The sequence below is a fragment of the Microbacterium proteolyticum genome (assembly GCF_029639405.1).
Lineage (GTDB): Bacteria > Actinomycetota > Actinomycetes > Actinomycetales > Microbacteriaceae > Microbacterium.
Genome location: NZ_CP121274.1, coordinates 2291679 through 2305162, shown reverse-complemented (window position 1 = coordinate 2305162; position 13484 = coordinate 2291679). Strand labels below are relative to the sequence as shown.

The window sequence follows — 13484 nt, the reverse complement described above, 5'->3', positions numbered from 1 at the left end:
TCAGCCGTTCTCCTTCTGGATCTGCGCCCACTTGGCCTCGACGTCGGAGATGCCGCCGACGTTGAAGAACGCCTGCTCCGCGACGTGGTCGAAGTCGCCCTTGACGATCGCGTCGAACGACTCGATGGTCTCCTTGATCGGGACCGTGGAGCCCTCGACACCGGTGAACTTCTTGGCCATGTAGGTGTTCTGCGAGAGGAACTGCTGGATGCGACGTGCACGCGACACGACGATCTTGTCTTCCTCGGAGAGCTCGTCGACACCGAGGATCGCGATGATCTCCTGCAGTTCCTTGTTCTTCTGGAGGATCTGCTTGACCGACGTGGCCACGCGGTAGTGGTCGGCGCCGATGTAACGCGGGTCGAGGATGCGGCTCGTCGAGGTCAGCGGGTCGATGGCCGGGTACAGGCCCTTCGACGCGATCTCACGGGAGAGCTCGGTCGTGGCATCCAGGTGAGCGAACGTGGTCGCGGGAGCCGGGTCGGTGTAGTCGTCGGCGGGGACGTAGATCGCCTGCAGCGAGGTGATCGAGTGACCGCGCGTCGAGGTGATGCGCTCCTGGAGCACACCCATCTCGTCGGCCAGGTTCGGCTGGTAGCCCACGGCCGAGGGCATGCGGCCCAGCAGCGTGGAGACCTCGGAACCGGCCTGCGTGAAGCGGAAGATGTTGTCGATGAAGAGCAGCACGTCCTGCTTCTGGACGTCGCGGAAGTACTCCGCCATCGTCAGGGCTGACAGCGCGACGCGCAGACGCGTCCCCGGCGGCTCGTCCATCTGGCCGAACACGAGGGCGGTCTTGTCGAAGACACCGGCCTCTTCCATCTCACCGATGAGGTCGTTGCCCTCACGGGTGCGCTCGCCGACACCGGCGAACACCGAGACGCCACCGTGGTCCTGAGCGACGCGCTGGATCATCTCCTGGATGAGGACGGTCTTGCCGACACCCGCACCACCGAAGAGGCCGATCTTTCCACCCTGCACGTAGGGCGTGAGGAGGTCGATCGACTTGATGCCGGTCTCGAACATCTCGGTCTTGGACTCGAGCTGGTCGAAGCTCGGCGCCTTGCGGTGGATGCCCCAGCGCTCGGTGACCTCGATTGTCTCGCCGGGAGCCGCGTTGAGCACCTCTCCGGTGACGTCGAAGACCTTGCCCTTGGTGACGTCGCCGACCGGCACCGAGATGGGGCCGCCGGTGTCGCGCACCTCCTGGCCGCGGACCATGCCGTCGGTCGGCTTCAGGGAGATGGCGCGGACGAGGTCGTCACCGAGGTGCTGAGCGACCTCGAGGGTGATCTCGGTCGAGTCGTCCCCGATGGTGATGGTGGTCTTGAGCGCGTTGTAGATCTCGGGGATCGCGTCGTGCGGGAACTCGATGTCGACGACGGGCCCGGTGACACGCGCGACGCGGCCGACGACGGCTGCGTCGGTCTTCTCGGCGGTGAGGCTCATGGCTTCTTCTCTCCTTGGGAACTTACTTGCCGGATGACAGAGCATCGGCGCCGCCGACGATCTCGGCGATCTGCTGCGTGATCTCCGCCTGGCGCGCGTTGTTGCGCAGGCGGGTGTAGTCGGTGATGAGCTTGTCGGCGTTGTCGCTGGCCGACTTCATCGCCTTCTGCGTTGCGGCGTGCTTGGCCGCGGAGGACTGCAGGAGGGCGTTGAAGATGCGGCTCTGGATGTACACCGGCAGCAGCGCATCGAGCACGGTCTCGGCGTCGGGCTCGAACTCGTAGAGGGGGTAGACCTCCGCCTGGGCGGGGGCCTCTTCCGCCTCGAGGACCTCGAGCGGCAACAGACGAACAGACTCGGGAGACTGCGTCATCATGCTGACGAAACGGTTGTACACGAGGTGGATCTCGTCGACGCCGTCGTTCTCTCCCCCGGCGCGGTAGGCCTGGAGCACGGCATCCGAGATCGCCTCCGCGGTCGAGAACTGCGGTGTGTCGGTGTCGCCGACCCACTGCGCTGCACTCGGCATGCGGCGGAACTGGAAGTAGCCGACGGCCTTGCGCCCGACGAGGTAGAACACGACCTCTTTGCCCTGCGTCCGCAGGAGCTCGGCCAGCTCGAGACCCTCGCGGAGGATCTGCGAGTTGAACGCGCCGGCGAGGCCGCGGTCGGAGGTGAAGATCACCACGGCGGAGCGACGGATGTTCTCGCGCTCCGTCGTCAGCGGGTGGTCGATCGAGGAGTGCGTGGCCACCGCGGAGACGGCGCTCGTCACGGCTCGCGCGAAGGGCGACGCCGCGCGCACACGCGCCATCGCCTTCTGGATGCGCGAAGCCGCGATGAGCTCCATCGCCTTCGTGATCTTCTTGGTCGTCTGAGCAGAACTGATCTTCTGCTTGTAGACCCGCAGTTGTGCGCCCATGATTCCGTTCTCGTGTCGTCGCTGTTAGCGACGGCCCTTGACGATTCGCTCCTGGTTGACGTCCTCGGCCTCGGCGGCATCGACCTGCTCGGCGCCCACGGCGCCCTGGTCGTCACCCGGCTGGAACTCGAGGAGGAACTCGTCGATCTTCTTCTCGAGCTCGGCGACGGTGTCGTCACCCAGCGCGTTGGTCTCGCGCAGCGTGTCGAGGACGGTCGAGTTGCGTCGCAGGTAGTCCAGCAGCTCGCGCTCGAAGCGGAGCACGTCGGACACCTCGACGGTGTCGAGCTTGCCGTTGGTACCGGCCCAGATCGAGACGACCTGCTCCTCGACCGGGTACGGCGAGTACTGCGGCTGCTTCAGCAGCTCGGTCAGACGCGCACCGCGGGCCAGCTGACGACGCGACGCGGCGTCGAGGTCGCTCGCGAACATCGCGAACGCCTCGAGCGAGCGGTACTGCGCCAGCTCGAGCTTCAGCGTGCCCGAGACCTTCTTGATCGACTTGACCTGGGCGTCACCGCCGACGCGCGAGACCGAGATACCCACGTCGACCGCGGGACGCTGGTTGGCGTTGAACAGGTCGGACTGGAGGAAGATCTGGCCGTCGGTGATCGAGATCACGTTGGTCGGGATGTACGCCGAGACGTCGTTCGCCTTGGTCTCGATGATGGGCAGACCCGTCATCGAACCGGCGCCGAGCTCGTCGGACAGCTTCGCGCAACGCTCGAGCAGACGCGAGTGCAGGTAGAAGACGTCACCGGGGTACGCTTCGCGGCCCGGCGGGCGACGGAGGAGCAGCGAAACGGCGCGGTACGCCTCGGCCTGCTTCGACAGGTCGTCGAAGATGATCAGGACGTGCTTGCCGCCGTACATCCAGTGCTGGCCGATGGCCGAACCCGTGTAGGGCGCGAGGTACTTGAAGCCGGCGGGGTCGGACGCGGGGGCCGCGACGATGGTGGTGTACTCCATCGCGCCGGCCTCTTCGAGGGCGCCCTTGACCGAAGCGATCGTGGAGCCCTTCTGGCCGATGGCGACGTAGATGCAGCGGACCTGCTTGTTGACGTCGCCCGACTCCCAGTTGGCCTTCTGGTTGATGATCGTGTCGATCGCGATGGCCGTCTTACCGGTCTGGCGGTCGCCGATGATGAGCTGGCGCTGGCCGCGACCGACGGGGATCATCGCGTCGATGGCCTTGATGCCGGTCTGAAGCGGCTCGTGCACGCTCTTGCGCTGCATCACGCCCGGCGCCTGGAGCTCGAGGGCACGACGCCCCTCCGTCGCGATCTCGCCGAGACCGTCGATCGGGTTGCCCAGCGGGTCGACGACGCGACCCAGGTAGCCGTCGCCCACGCCGACCGAGAGGACCTCGCCGGTACGGGTGACGCTCTGGCCCTCTTCGATGCCGGAGAACTCGCCGAGGACGACGACGCCGACCTCGTGCTCGTCGAGGTTCTGGGCCAGGCCCAGGGTGCCGTTCGCGAAGCGGATGAGTTCGTTCGCCATGACGCCGGGCAGTCCCTCGACGTGGGCGATGCCGTCAGCCGCATCGACGACGGTGCCGACCTCGGTCGCACCCGCGCCCGTCGGCTCGTAGGCGTTGACGAAGTCCTTCAGCGCGTCACGGATGACGTCGGGGCTGATAGAGAGTTCTGCCATTGTCTTCCTTCGTTCGTGGGGCGCGAGCCCCCAGATCTCCACCCGCTCGGGCGGGAAAGTCTTAGCCGGCGATGCGCTGGCGAAGGTCGGCGAGACGTGCGGACACGCTCGCGTCGATGACGTCGTCGGCGACCTGCACGCGCAGTCCGCCGACCACCGTCGGGTCGATCACGGTGTTGAGGCTGACCGCCGACCCGTAACGCGCGCGGAGCGCGTTCTGGAGTCGTGTCTGCTGCGCGCCATTCAAGGGCGCCGCCGCGTAGACGGTGGCCACGATGCTCGAGCGCTGATCGGCGACGATCGACTCCGCCCGGCGCAGGAGCGACCGGACGCGACGACCGCGCGCGTTCTGCACGAGCGAGGACACGATGAGCGCGGTTGGGGCGCTGGCGCGGCCGTCGAGCAGCGTCGAGACGAGCGACGCCTTGCCGGACGCGTCGCCCAGGCGACCGCCCAGGGCGAGCTCGAGTTCGCCGTTGGAGGCGACGGTGCGGGAGAACTGGAACAGCTCTCCTTCGATGTCCACCGACGCGTCGGCGACGGTGGCAGCGCGCACGGCCAGCTCCTCCAGCCCGTCCACGAACTCCGCCGCGGTCGACCACCGCTGCTCCGCCGCACGGCGCAGAAGCGAAACGGTCGTCTCACGGTACGCGGAGCCGAAGACGGCCGTCACCAGCGCGGCGCGCGCGGCAGCCGGTGCCGACGAATCCGAGAGCGCGCCGCTCAGCTGTGCCGACCCGTTCACGGCGCCGACGGCCGCGAACAGCTCGCGGGCGACGTCGAGGTCGACGCCGGAGGCGTTCGTGAGCGCCTCCGCCGTCGCGGTCCGCGCCTGAGTGGTCGCGCTGCCCATTACTGGGCCGCCTTCTCGGATGCCTCGAGCTCGGCGAGGAAACGATCGACCACGGCCTGCGCGCGGGCGTCGTCGGAGAGGGTCTCGCCGATGACGTTGCCGGCCAGGTCGACCGCGAGCGTGCCGACCTCGGCGCGGAGCGACACCAGCGTCGACTGACGCTCGGCCTCGATCTGCGCGTGCGCCGCGGCGGTCAGGCGCGCAGCCTCGGAAGACGCGGCCTCCTTCGCCTCGGCGACGATCTTCTTGCCGTCCTCGCGGGCGGCCTCGCGGATCTCGCCGGCTTCCTTGCGGGCCTCGGCGAGCTGAGCGGTGTACTGCTCCAGCGCGGCCTCGGCCTGACGCTGCGCCTCATCCGCCTTGGCGATGTTGCCCTCGATGGCGGCACCACGCTCGTCGAGGAGCTTCGCCATGCGGGGCAGGACGACCCTCCAGAACACGAAGAGGATGATGACGAAGCACACCAACGACCAGACGATGTCGTAGACAGCCGGAATCAGCGGGCTGTGCGTCTCTTCGCCGGCGGGTTCGGCGGCGAGGGTGACAAGAGCACTCAGCATCTCGTCTCCTTTACGTAGATCGTGCGCCGGATCAGAAGCCGAAGATGAAGCCGGTCGCGATACCGATGAACGCGAGCGCCTCGGTGAAGGCGATACCGATGAACATCAGGACCTGCAGGCGACCGGCCAGCTCGGGCTGACGGGCCACACCCTCGATCGTCTTGCCGACGACGATGCCCACGCCGATGGCCGGGCCGATGGCGGCGAGGCCGTAGCCGACGGTGGCGATGGAACCGGTGACCTGGGCGAGAACCGTAGTTGCGTCCACGGGTTTTTCCTTTCGGTTGGGTGGCTCGGCGTGCGCCGGGCCGCTCAGTGCTCTTCCGCGACCGCGAGCTGGATGTAGACCGCGGTGAGAATTGCGAAAACGTAGGCCTGGAGGAAAGCCACCAGGATCTCGAAGAGGGTGAAGGCGAAGCCGAACGCCAGGGTTCCTGCGCCGAGCGCCGTCCACCAGCCGCCGAGGCCGAAGACGAAGAACTGGGTGGCGGCGAAGAAGAGGACCAGCATCAGGTGGCCGACGATCATGTTCATCAGCAGACGGAGCGTCAGCGTGATCGGTCGGATGATGAAGGTCGAGAGGAACTCGAGCGGGATGATGATGATGTACAGCGGCCACGGCACGCCCGAGGGCATGAGCGCGTTGCGGAAGAACTTGCCGGGGCTCTTCTTCACACCCGCGTAGATGAAGGTGACGTACGCCACGATCGCGAGCAGGAGCGGAACGGCGATGACGCTGGTGCCGGCGATGTTCAGGCCGGGGATGATGCCGGTGATGTTCATGAACAGCACCATGAAGAAGATGGTGGTGAGGATCGGCAGGAAGCGGCGACCGTCCTTGCGACCGAGCAGGTCTTCCGCGATGTTGACGCGGACGAAGTCCAGCCCCATCTCCACGACGCTCTGGAAGCGCCCGGGAACGAGCTTCATGCGACGAGTGCCGACCACGAAGAGGATGACCAGCACGGCGGTGGCCAGCATCTGCACCAGGTTGATGCGGGTGATCGCGAAGATCGTGCCCTCGAACAGGACCGCGTCAGGGAAGAACTCGTTGATGGAGGGCGGATGGAACTCCGCACCCGCAGACGCGAAGTTCGTGATCAGGGTCGCAGCTTGAGTGGACAGCGCTGGCTCCAGCTTCGGGGCATCGGTGTGAACCGTTGCGACGATGGTCGGTGATGGCACCCGAAGTGCGAGTCTGGGGAGAGTCCCCGTCGCGGGTGGGTACTTACCCCACCCTATCAAACTCCCGGCTGATCCATGAGTCTCGGCCGATCGTTCGTCTCGCCGACGGACTAACGTGCCCGCGGTTCGCGAACCCCGGGTTATAGAGGGTCAGGCGCGACGGTCGCCCTCATCGGGATCGGTCGGCAGGTCCACGTCGCTGGCGCTGGGCACGCGCATCCGCAGGAGCACGACGACGTCGACCGCGAGGGAGGCGATGACGCTGACGACCAGGGCCACGAAGAACACCTTCGGATCGACCCAGTCCTGGCCGCGCAGGATCACGATCGCGACGATGAACAGCACGAGCTTGAGCAGCCACCCGCCGAGCACGATGCCGAAGAAGATCGGGACGTAGAGCGGATCGCCGAACCAGCGGTTGGCGATGAGGATGCTCGCGGCCGTCACGGCGAGGAAGACGGCGCTCACGCCGACGCCGGACACTGCGCTCCCCACCCCTCCGGGGCCGGCCACGGCGAAACCGATCACGGCGCCGGCCACGAGGAGGACCGCGGTGACGATCCCGCCCCAGACCAACGCCGTGCGGAGGAACGGCGTGCTCGAGAGGGGACGGCGGGCGGCGGGGGAAGCGGTGGTCATGAGGAGGTCTCCGGGGATGCGGGCTGCGCACGACGGGCACGCCGACGCGAGGGACGGTAAGAGGGAAGCAGGGTCAGCACGATGCACGCCGCGACGCCCACGGCACCGAAGCCGATGCCGATCCAGTAGTCGCCGGGCCAGCTCTGCTGCGTGCCGATGTACATCAGGAGGAACGACAGGCTCACCACGGCCGTCCAGGCGTAGAAGATGAGCACCGCGTCGCGGTCACTGTGCCCCATGTCGAGCATGCGGTGGTGCAGGTGCTTCCGGTCGGGCGAGAACGGCGACCGTCCGGCCCACTGGCGCCGGATGACGGCGAGCCCGAAGTCCAGCAACGGCAGCAGCACGATGACGACGGGCAGGAGGATCGGGATGAACGCTCCGAGCAGCTGGGAACGGCCGAGCTGCTCCGGGTCGAGGACGGCCGGGTCGAGCTGCCCCGTGATGGCCACGGCCGAACTGGCCATCAACAGGCCGAGCATGAGTGCTCCGGAATCCCCCATGAACAGCTTGGCCGGCGTCCAGTTCATCGGGAGGAACCCGAGACACGCTCCGATGAGGACGGCGGCGATGAAGGATGCCAGGTTGAAGTACGTGCTCGCGCCGGTGTCGCGCACGAGCAGGTAGGAGTAGGCGAAGAACACCCCGTTGGCGATGAGGCAGACGCCCGCCACCAGACCGTTCAAGCCGTCGATGAAGTTGACGGCGTTCATGACGACGACCAGCGCGAAGACGGTTAGGAGGAAGCTCACCCAGCTCGACCCCACCGTGAGCGCCCCCATCGGCAGCGACAGGATCTGCAGCTGCCCGAACCACGCGATGATGCCCGCGGCGATGAACTGCGCACCGAGCTTGATCATCCAGTCGAGATCCCACAGATCGTCGACGACCCCGACGAGGACGATGAGCAGGACCGCGCCCAGCAGCGACAGCACCGGCACGGGATCGGTCCAGAAGATCGCGAAGTAGGGGTTCCGGCTCGACAGCGCGAAGGCCGCGCCGACGCCCAGGAACATCGCCACCCCGCCGAGGCGCGGAGTGGGGGTCTTGTGCACGTCGCGATCCCGGATGCCGGGGTACAACCGGAAGCGCAGGGCGAACTTCCACACCACCCACGACAGGGCGAGAGTGACCGCCGCCGTGAACAGGATGGTGAGGAGGTACTGGGTCACGGACCCGGCGCCTCGGCATCCGCGGCGGTATCCGGCGCCGACGAGGCGGCACCGTCGGCGGGGCCCGTCTCGGGGTCGGGCTCGAGCAGGTCGCCGAGCACCTCGCGCAGACGCGCGCGGGAGATCGTGCCTTCGCGGAGCACGCGGATCAGCGGCTCGCTCCCGCCGACGAGGGACGTGGCATCCACGATCGTCGAGGCGAAGCCCCACTCGCTGGGTCCGGCGTCGAGGTAGACGGCGACGCTGTCGCCGAGCATGTCGCGCGCCTCGTCGATGCTGACCGCGGCGGGCATGCCGGTCCGGTTCGCGCTGGAGACCGCGAGCGGCCCGGTCTCTTCGAGCAGCTCGAGCGTGAGGTTCTGCGCGGGCATGCGGACCGCGACGGTGCCGTGCGTGTCACCGAGGTCCCAGGACAGGGACGGCTGCGCGGGCAGGACGATGGTCAACCCGCCCGGCCAGAAGGCGTGGACGAGGTCGTCGACGGCGGTGGGCACCTCGGCGACCAGAGCACGGAGGGTCCCGACGCCGGGAACGAGGACCGGCGGCGGCTGCTGCCGTCCACGCCCCTTCGCCTCGAGCAGGCCCGCGACGGCGCGCGCGTTGAACGCGTCCGCGGCGATGCCGTAGACGGTGTCGGTGGGGAGCACGACGAGTTCGCCTCGGCCGATCGCCTGACGCGCGTGGCGCATCCCGGACAGCAGCTGCGACTCGTCACGGCAGTCGTAGACGGGTGACATGTCGGGCGACAGTCTACCGAGGCGCGGACCGTTGCGCGGTCAGGGGCGAACGGCGGTCGTGGCGCGATCGCGCGTCGTCAGGTCGGGGTGGGTCGCCGCGGACCGCCACCCGTCCGCCGTGAGGATCTCGCGGATCGCAGCGCCCTGCCATTCGCCGTGCTCGATCACGATGGTGCCGCCGGGATGCGCGAGGCGCAGACCGACGCGGCTGAGCACGCGCACGGCATCCAGCCCGTCCGGTCCGCCGTACAGGGCAGCCGGCGGGTCGAACAGCCGCACCTCGGGGTCGCGCGGGATCGCGTCGTCCGGGACGTAGGGAGGGTTGGATGCCACGACCGAGACCGTTCCGTCGAGCTCGGGGAACGCATCGGCGAGGTCGATGAACGCGAGCGTGAGATTCGTCGCGCCGATGCGGGCGACGTTCTCCTTCGTCCAGATGAACGCGTCGACGGAGTTCTCGGCGGCGAACACCCGCGCGTGGGGGACCTCGGTCGCCAGGGCGAGGGCGATGGCTCCGCTGCCGGTGCCGAGGTCCACGGCGATCGGCGATGCGGATGCCGCCGCGCGCAGGGCGTCGATCGCGAGCTGCGCCACCATCTCGGTCTCGGGGCGCGGGACGAAGACCCCCGGTCCGACGGCGAGTTCCAGGGATCGGAAGGGGGCGAGCCCCGTCAGGTGCTGCAGCGGCTCGCGCGCGCAGCGCCGGTCCACGAGCGGGGCGAGGGCCGCCGCGGCATCGGCGGACAGGCGATCGCCGCGGACGGCGGCGGCCTGCACTCCCCCGCGCGACGTGGACAGGACGTGGGCGACGAGGAGTTCGGCATCCACCTGGGGGTCGGGGATGCCCGCGGCGGCGAAGCGCGCGGCGGTGGCACGGACGACGTCGGCGACGGGGGACGGGGCGAAGGATACGGGCTCGGGCATGACGGCTCCCGAGCCTAGTCGCGCAGCGTCACACACGGCCGCGGTGTCCGGCCGCTCACCTAGGATTGTCGCGATCCGACCGACGGCGAAAGGCGAGCCATGCCCGGCATCCACTCCGACATCACCTCCGCGTTCGGCGACACCCCGCTGGTGCGCCTCAACCGCGTCGCGGAAGGCGCCGGGGGCCAGATCCTGGCCAAGCTCGAGTTCTACAACCCCGCCTCGAGCGTCAAGGACCGCCTGGGCATCGCGATCGTCGACGCCGCCGAAGCCTCCGGCGAGCTCAAGCCCGGCGGCACCCTCGTGGAGTCCACGAGCGGCAACACCGGTATCGCGCTGGCCATGGTCGGCGCGGCGCGCGGGTACAAGGTCATCCTGACGATGCCCGCGTCGATGTCGAAGGAGCGTCGCGTGCTGCTCCGGGCGTTCGGTGCCGAGCTCGTGCTCACCGACCCCACCAAGGGCATGTCGTTCGCGGTGGACGAGGCCAAGCGCATCGTCGCCGAGACGCCCGGCGCCGTCTGGGCGCGCCAGTTCGAGAACGAGGCGAACCCCGCGATCCACCGCAAGACCACCGCCGAGGAGATCCTGCGCGACACCGACGGCAAGGTGGACTACTTCGTGGCCGGGATCGGCACGGGCGGCACCATCACCGGAGTCGGTCAGGTGCTGAAGGAACGCGTCCCGGGCGTGAAGGTCGTCGCGGTCGAGCCCGCTGACTCCCCCATCCTCACCAAGGGCCACCCCGGCCCCCACAAGATCCAGGGCATCGGACCGAACTTCGTCCCGGCGATCCTCGACCGCAGCATCATCGACGAGGTCATCGACGTCGAGTTCGACGACGCTATCCGGCTGGCCCGCGAAACGGCGGCGAAGGACGGCATCCTGGTGGGCATGTCCTCCGGCGCCGCCATCTGGGCCGCCCTCGAGATCGCACGTCGCCCCGAGGCCGAGGGCAAGAACATCGTGGTCATCATCCCCTCGTACGGCGAGCGTTACCTCTCCACCGCCCTGTACGAAGACCTGCGCGACAACTGACGTGGGGGCCCTCTCCCGCGTTCGCGAAGACGTCGCCGCGGCGAAGTTCCGCGACCCGGCCGCCCGCGGCGGTCTCGAGATCGCGCTGCTCTACCCCGGCCTGCACGCCGTGTGGTCGTACCGCGTGGCGCACCGCCTGTGGGTGCGGGGCTTGCGGTTCCCGGCTCGGGCGATCTCGCAGATCACGCGATGGCTCACGGGCATCGAGATCCATCCCGGGGCGACGATCGGGCGCCGTTTCTTCATCGACCACGGCATGGGCGTCGTGATCGGTGAGACGGCCGAGGTCGGCGACGACGTCATGCTGTACCACGGCGTCACCCTCGGGGGACGCCAGCGCGAGGGCGGCAAACGCCACCCGACGCTGCACGACGGTGTGGCCGTGGGGGCGGGGGCGAAGATCCTCGGCCCGATCACGATCGGGGCCCACAGCCTCGTCGGCGCCAACGCCGTGGTGACGCGGGACGCGGCCCCCGAGAGCGTGCTGGTCGGCGTTCCGGCGAAAGCGCGGGCGCGCCGGTCGAGCGACGACACCCGAGCGTTGCTCACCGCCCCCGAATACTGGATCTGACCGGATTCAGCTCTTCGTCGGAGGCGCCGTCCGGGCCCGCCGGTCGATCAGCACGACCGTCAGCACCCACGTCACGATGGCGGACACGATCCACACGACGAGCGGCGCCAGGAACCAGGCGGCCGCGGTCGTGATCCGCACGCCCGCGGACGGCAGCACCGCCACGACCAGCAGCGAGACGAACGTGGCGATGATGCCGATCCCCCCGAGGAGGAGCGGCGCGTGCTTCTCCGCCACCCGGGTGGCGAGGGGCGTCGCGAGACTCTGGACGATCGCGAACACGACGATCGCCACCAGGAAGCCCCACCAGTCGAGCCACGAGATCCGGAAGCCGCCGACGAACAGATCGGCGAGCACGAGCCCCGCCGCCGCCGAGGCGAGGTAGACGAGCACGCGCAGCAACCGGGTCTTCATGCTGCGAGGCTAGCGGAACGGCGGGCCTAGGCTCGAAGAATGACGCGCCTGCACGATCTGTCCCTCGTCGCACAGGTCGCGGCGCTCCGGGACGGCAGGATCCGGCCGGTCGAACTGACCTCCCACTACCTCGACCGCATCGCTCGCGCAGCCGATCTGGGCGCCTTCGCCGAAGTCACCGCGGAGTCCGCGCTCGCGCGCGCCGCCGCGCTCGACGCCGGCGGACACCGTGGCCCGCTCTGGGGCGTGCCCTCGGCGGAGAAGGACCTCGTCGCCCGGGCGGGTGTCCCCACGCGCTACGGATCGCGCGCGCGCGCCGACTACGTGGCCGTGGCCGCGGGACTCCTCCCGGCCGCGGTCGGATCGGACGGTGGCGGCTCCATCCGCATCCCCTCGGCGACCGTCGGCGTCGTGGGGCTCAAGCCGTCACGCGGACGGCTGCCCATCGGGTCGGGGTTCGACTCCCCCGACGGGCTGTCCGTCACCGGCCCCATCGCCCGCACCGTCGAGGACGCGGGCCTGCTGCTCGACGCGCTCGTGGGGCTCTCGCCGTTCCCCTACGCGACGGCGGCGCCGGGGCGCGGCCCCTTCGTCCGTGCCGCACGCACCGGATCCGCGACGTATCGGATCGGCGCGACGACCGTCTCCCCCTGGGACGACGACGAGGACATCGTCCTCGACCCCGCCGCCCGTACGGCATTCGAGACGGCGGCCGTCTGGTTGAGCGACGCCGGACACCCCGTCACGGATGCCGATTGGCATCCGGTCGGCTATCCCGCCCTGTTCCGCGTGCTGTGGCGCGCGAGCGCTGCGCGCATCCCGCTGAGCGCGCACGACATGACCCTCGTCGAGCCGCTCACCGCCTGGCTCGTGCGGGAGGGCCGGGCGCTCTCGGCGCCGGAGCTGCTCGGAGGACTGACCGAGGCGCGCGCGTTCGAACGGCGGACGATCACCGACTTCGCGGCCTTCGACGCCGTCCTGACCCCCGCCCTGGCCCAGGCTCCGCAGCCCGTCGGCGCGTACGCCGGCCACGACCCCGAGCGCACCTTCGCGATGCAGGTGGAGTACGCACCGTACTCGAGCTTCGTCAACGTGGCGGGGCTGCCCGCTCTCACTCTCCCGGTGACCGTCGACGCGACGGGACACCCGGTCTCGGTGCAGCTGATCGGACGCCCCGGCGGGGAGGCGACGCTGCTGGCGCTCGGCGCCGAGCTGGAGCTGCGACGCGGCCCGCTCCCCCACCCGCCCGCGTGGGACGCCTGAGCCTGCATCCGGCGCGGACACAACGAAGGAGGATCGGGAACCGGTCTGCGAAGAACAGCGGTTTCTGCCCCGCCGGGGACACCTTTCCTTCGTTGTGCACG

The 13484-nt window shown here is 69.1% G+C and carries 15 protein-coding genes; 3 read left to right on the top strand and 12 right to left on the bottom strand.

Going from position 1 to position 13484, the window contains the following annotated elements; translation table 11 throughout:
* The 11 genes from atpD to prmC form a co-directional block, all read right to left on the bottom strand.
* Nucleotides 1-1449, bottom strand: a complete 1449-nt coding sequence (atpD, locus tag P8R59_RS11605) for a F0F1 ATP synthase subunit beta (protein WP_076490916.1) — start codon at nt 1447-1449, stop codon at nt 1-3.
* Between the two features lie 22 nt (nt 1450-1471).
* Entirely contained in the window at nt 1472-2371 is a 900-nt protein-coding gene (locus P8R59_RS11600) for a F0F1 ATP synthase subunit gamma (protein ID WP_278101202.1), read from the bottom strand.
* Nucleotides 2372-2395: 24 nt separating this feature from the next.
* A complete protein-coding gene (atpA, locus tag P8R59_RS11595; RefSeq protein WP_278101201.1) occupies nt 2396-4027 on the bottom strand; it encodes a F0F1 ATP synthase subunit alpha in 1632 nt (543 codons plus the stop codon).
* 61 nt (nt 4028-4088) lie between these two features.
* On the bottom strand, nt 4089-4880 hold the full coding sequence (locus tag P8R59_RS11590; RefSeq protein ID WP_278101200.1) for a F0F1 ATP synthase subunit delta: 792 nt from the start codon (nt 4878-4880) through the stop codon (nt 4089-4091).
* A complete protein-coding gene (locus P8R59_RS11585) occupies nt 4880-5440 on the bottom strand; it encodes a F0F1 ATP synthase subunit B (protein ID WP_278101199.1) in 561 nt (186 codons plus the stop codon). The genes P8R59_RS11590 and P8R59_RS11585 overlap by 1 nt, the downstream gene beginning before the upstream one ends.
* A gap of 31 nt (nt 5441-5471) precedes the next feature.
* The gene (gene atpE / locus P8R59_RS11580; RefSeq protein ID WP_077050257.1) at nt 5472-5708 is read right to left on the bottom strand and encodes a F0F1 ATP synthase subunit C; all 237 of its coding nucleotides are present in this window, start codon (nt 5706-5708) and stop codon (nt 5472-5474) included.
* A 44-nt stretch (nt 5709-5752) separates the two neighbouring features.
* Complete coding sequence (atpB, locus tag P8R59_RS11575; protein WP_374114694.1) at nt 5753-6565, bottom strand: F0F1 ATP synthase subunit A; 813 nt, start codon at nt 6563-6565, stop codon at nt 5753-5755.
* Between the two features lie 210 nt (nt 6566-6775).
* Nucleotides 6776-7264, bottom strand: coding sequence for a hypothetical protein (locus P8R59_RS11570; RefSeq protein ID WP_077050258.1), 489 nt, complete (start codon nt 7262-7264; stop codon nt 6776-6778).
* Nucleotides 7261-8436 carry an MraY family glycosyltransferase gene (locus P8R59_RS11565; protein WP_278101198.1) on the bottom strand — a complete coding sequence of 392 codons (1176 nt, stop codon included), beginning with the start codon at nt 8434-8436 and terminating at the stop codon, nt 7261-7263. The genes P8R59_RS11570 and P8R59_RS11565 overlap by 4 nt, the downstream gene beginning before the upstream one ends.
* Complete coding sequence (locus P8R59_RS11560; protein WP_278101197.1) at nt 8433-9173, bottom strand: L-threonylcarbamoyladenylate synthase; 741 nt, start codon at nt 9171-9173, stop codon at nt 8433-8435. The genes P8R59_RS11565 and P8R59_RS11560 overlap by 4 nt, the downstream gene beginning before the upstream one ends.
* A gap of 39 nt (nt 9174-9212) precedes the next feature.
* Entirely contained in the window at nt 9213-10097 is an 885-nt protein-coding gene (gene prmC / locus P8R59_RS11555) for a peptide chain release factor N(5)-glutamine methyltransferase (protein WP_278101196.1), read from the bottom strand.
* Nucleotides 10098-10196: 99 nt separating this feature from the next.
* Between prmC and cysK the strand changes: the two genes are divergently transcribed.
* Entirely contained in the window at nt 10197-11135 is a 939-nt protein-coding gene (gene cysK, locus P8R59_RS11550; RefSeq protein ID WP_278101195.1) for a cysteine synthase A, read from the top strand.
* Between the two features lies 1 nt (nt 11136).
* Nucleotides 11137-11706, top strand: coding sequence for a serine O-acetyltransferase EpsC (epsC, locus tag P8R59_RS11545; RefSeq protein WP_278101194.1), 570 nt, complete (start codon nt 11137-11139; stop codon nt 11704-11706).
* A 6-nt stretch (nt 11707-11712) separates the two neighbouring features.
* Here epsC and P8R59_RS11540 read toward each other — a convergent pair whose 3' ends face one another.
* A complete protein-coding gene (locus tag P8R59_RS11540; RefSeq protein WP_278101193.1) occupies nt 11713-12120 on the bottom strand; it encodes a phage holin family protein in 408 nt (135 codons plus the stop codon).
* 39 nt (nt 12121-12159) lie between these two features.
* On the opposite strand from P8R59_RS11540, the gene P8R59_RS11535 reads away from it, so the two are divergent.
* Nucleotides 12160-13383 carry an amidase gene (locus P8R59_RS11535; protein ID WP_278101192.1) on the top strand — a complete coding sequence of 408 codons (1224 nt, stop codon included), beginning with the start codon at nt 12160-12162 and terminating at the stop codon, nt 13381-13383.
* Nucleotides 13384-13484: the final 101 nt, after the last annotated feature.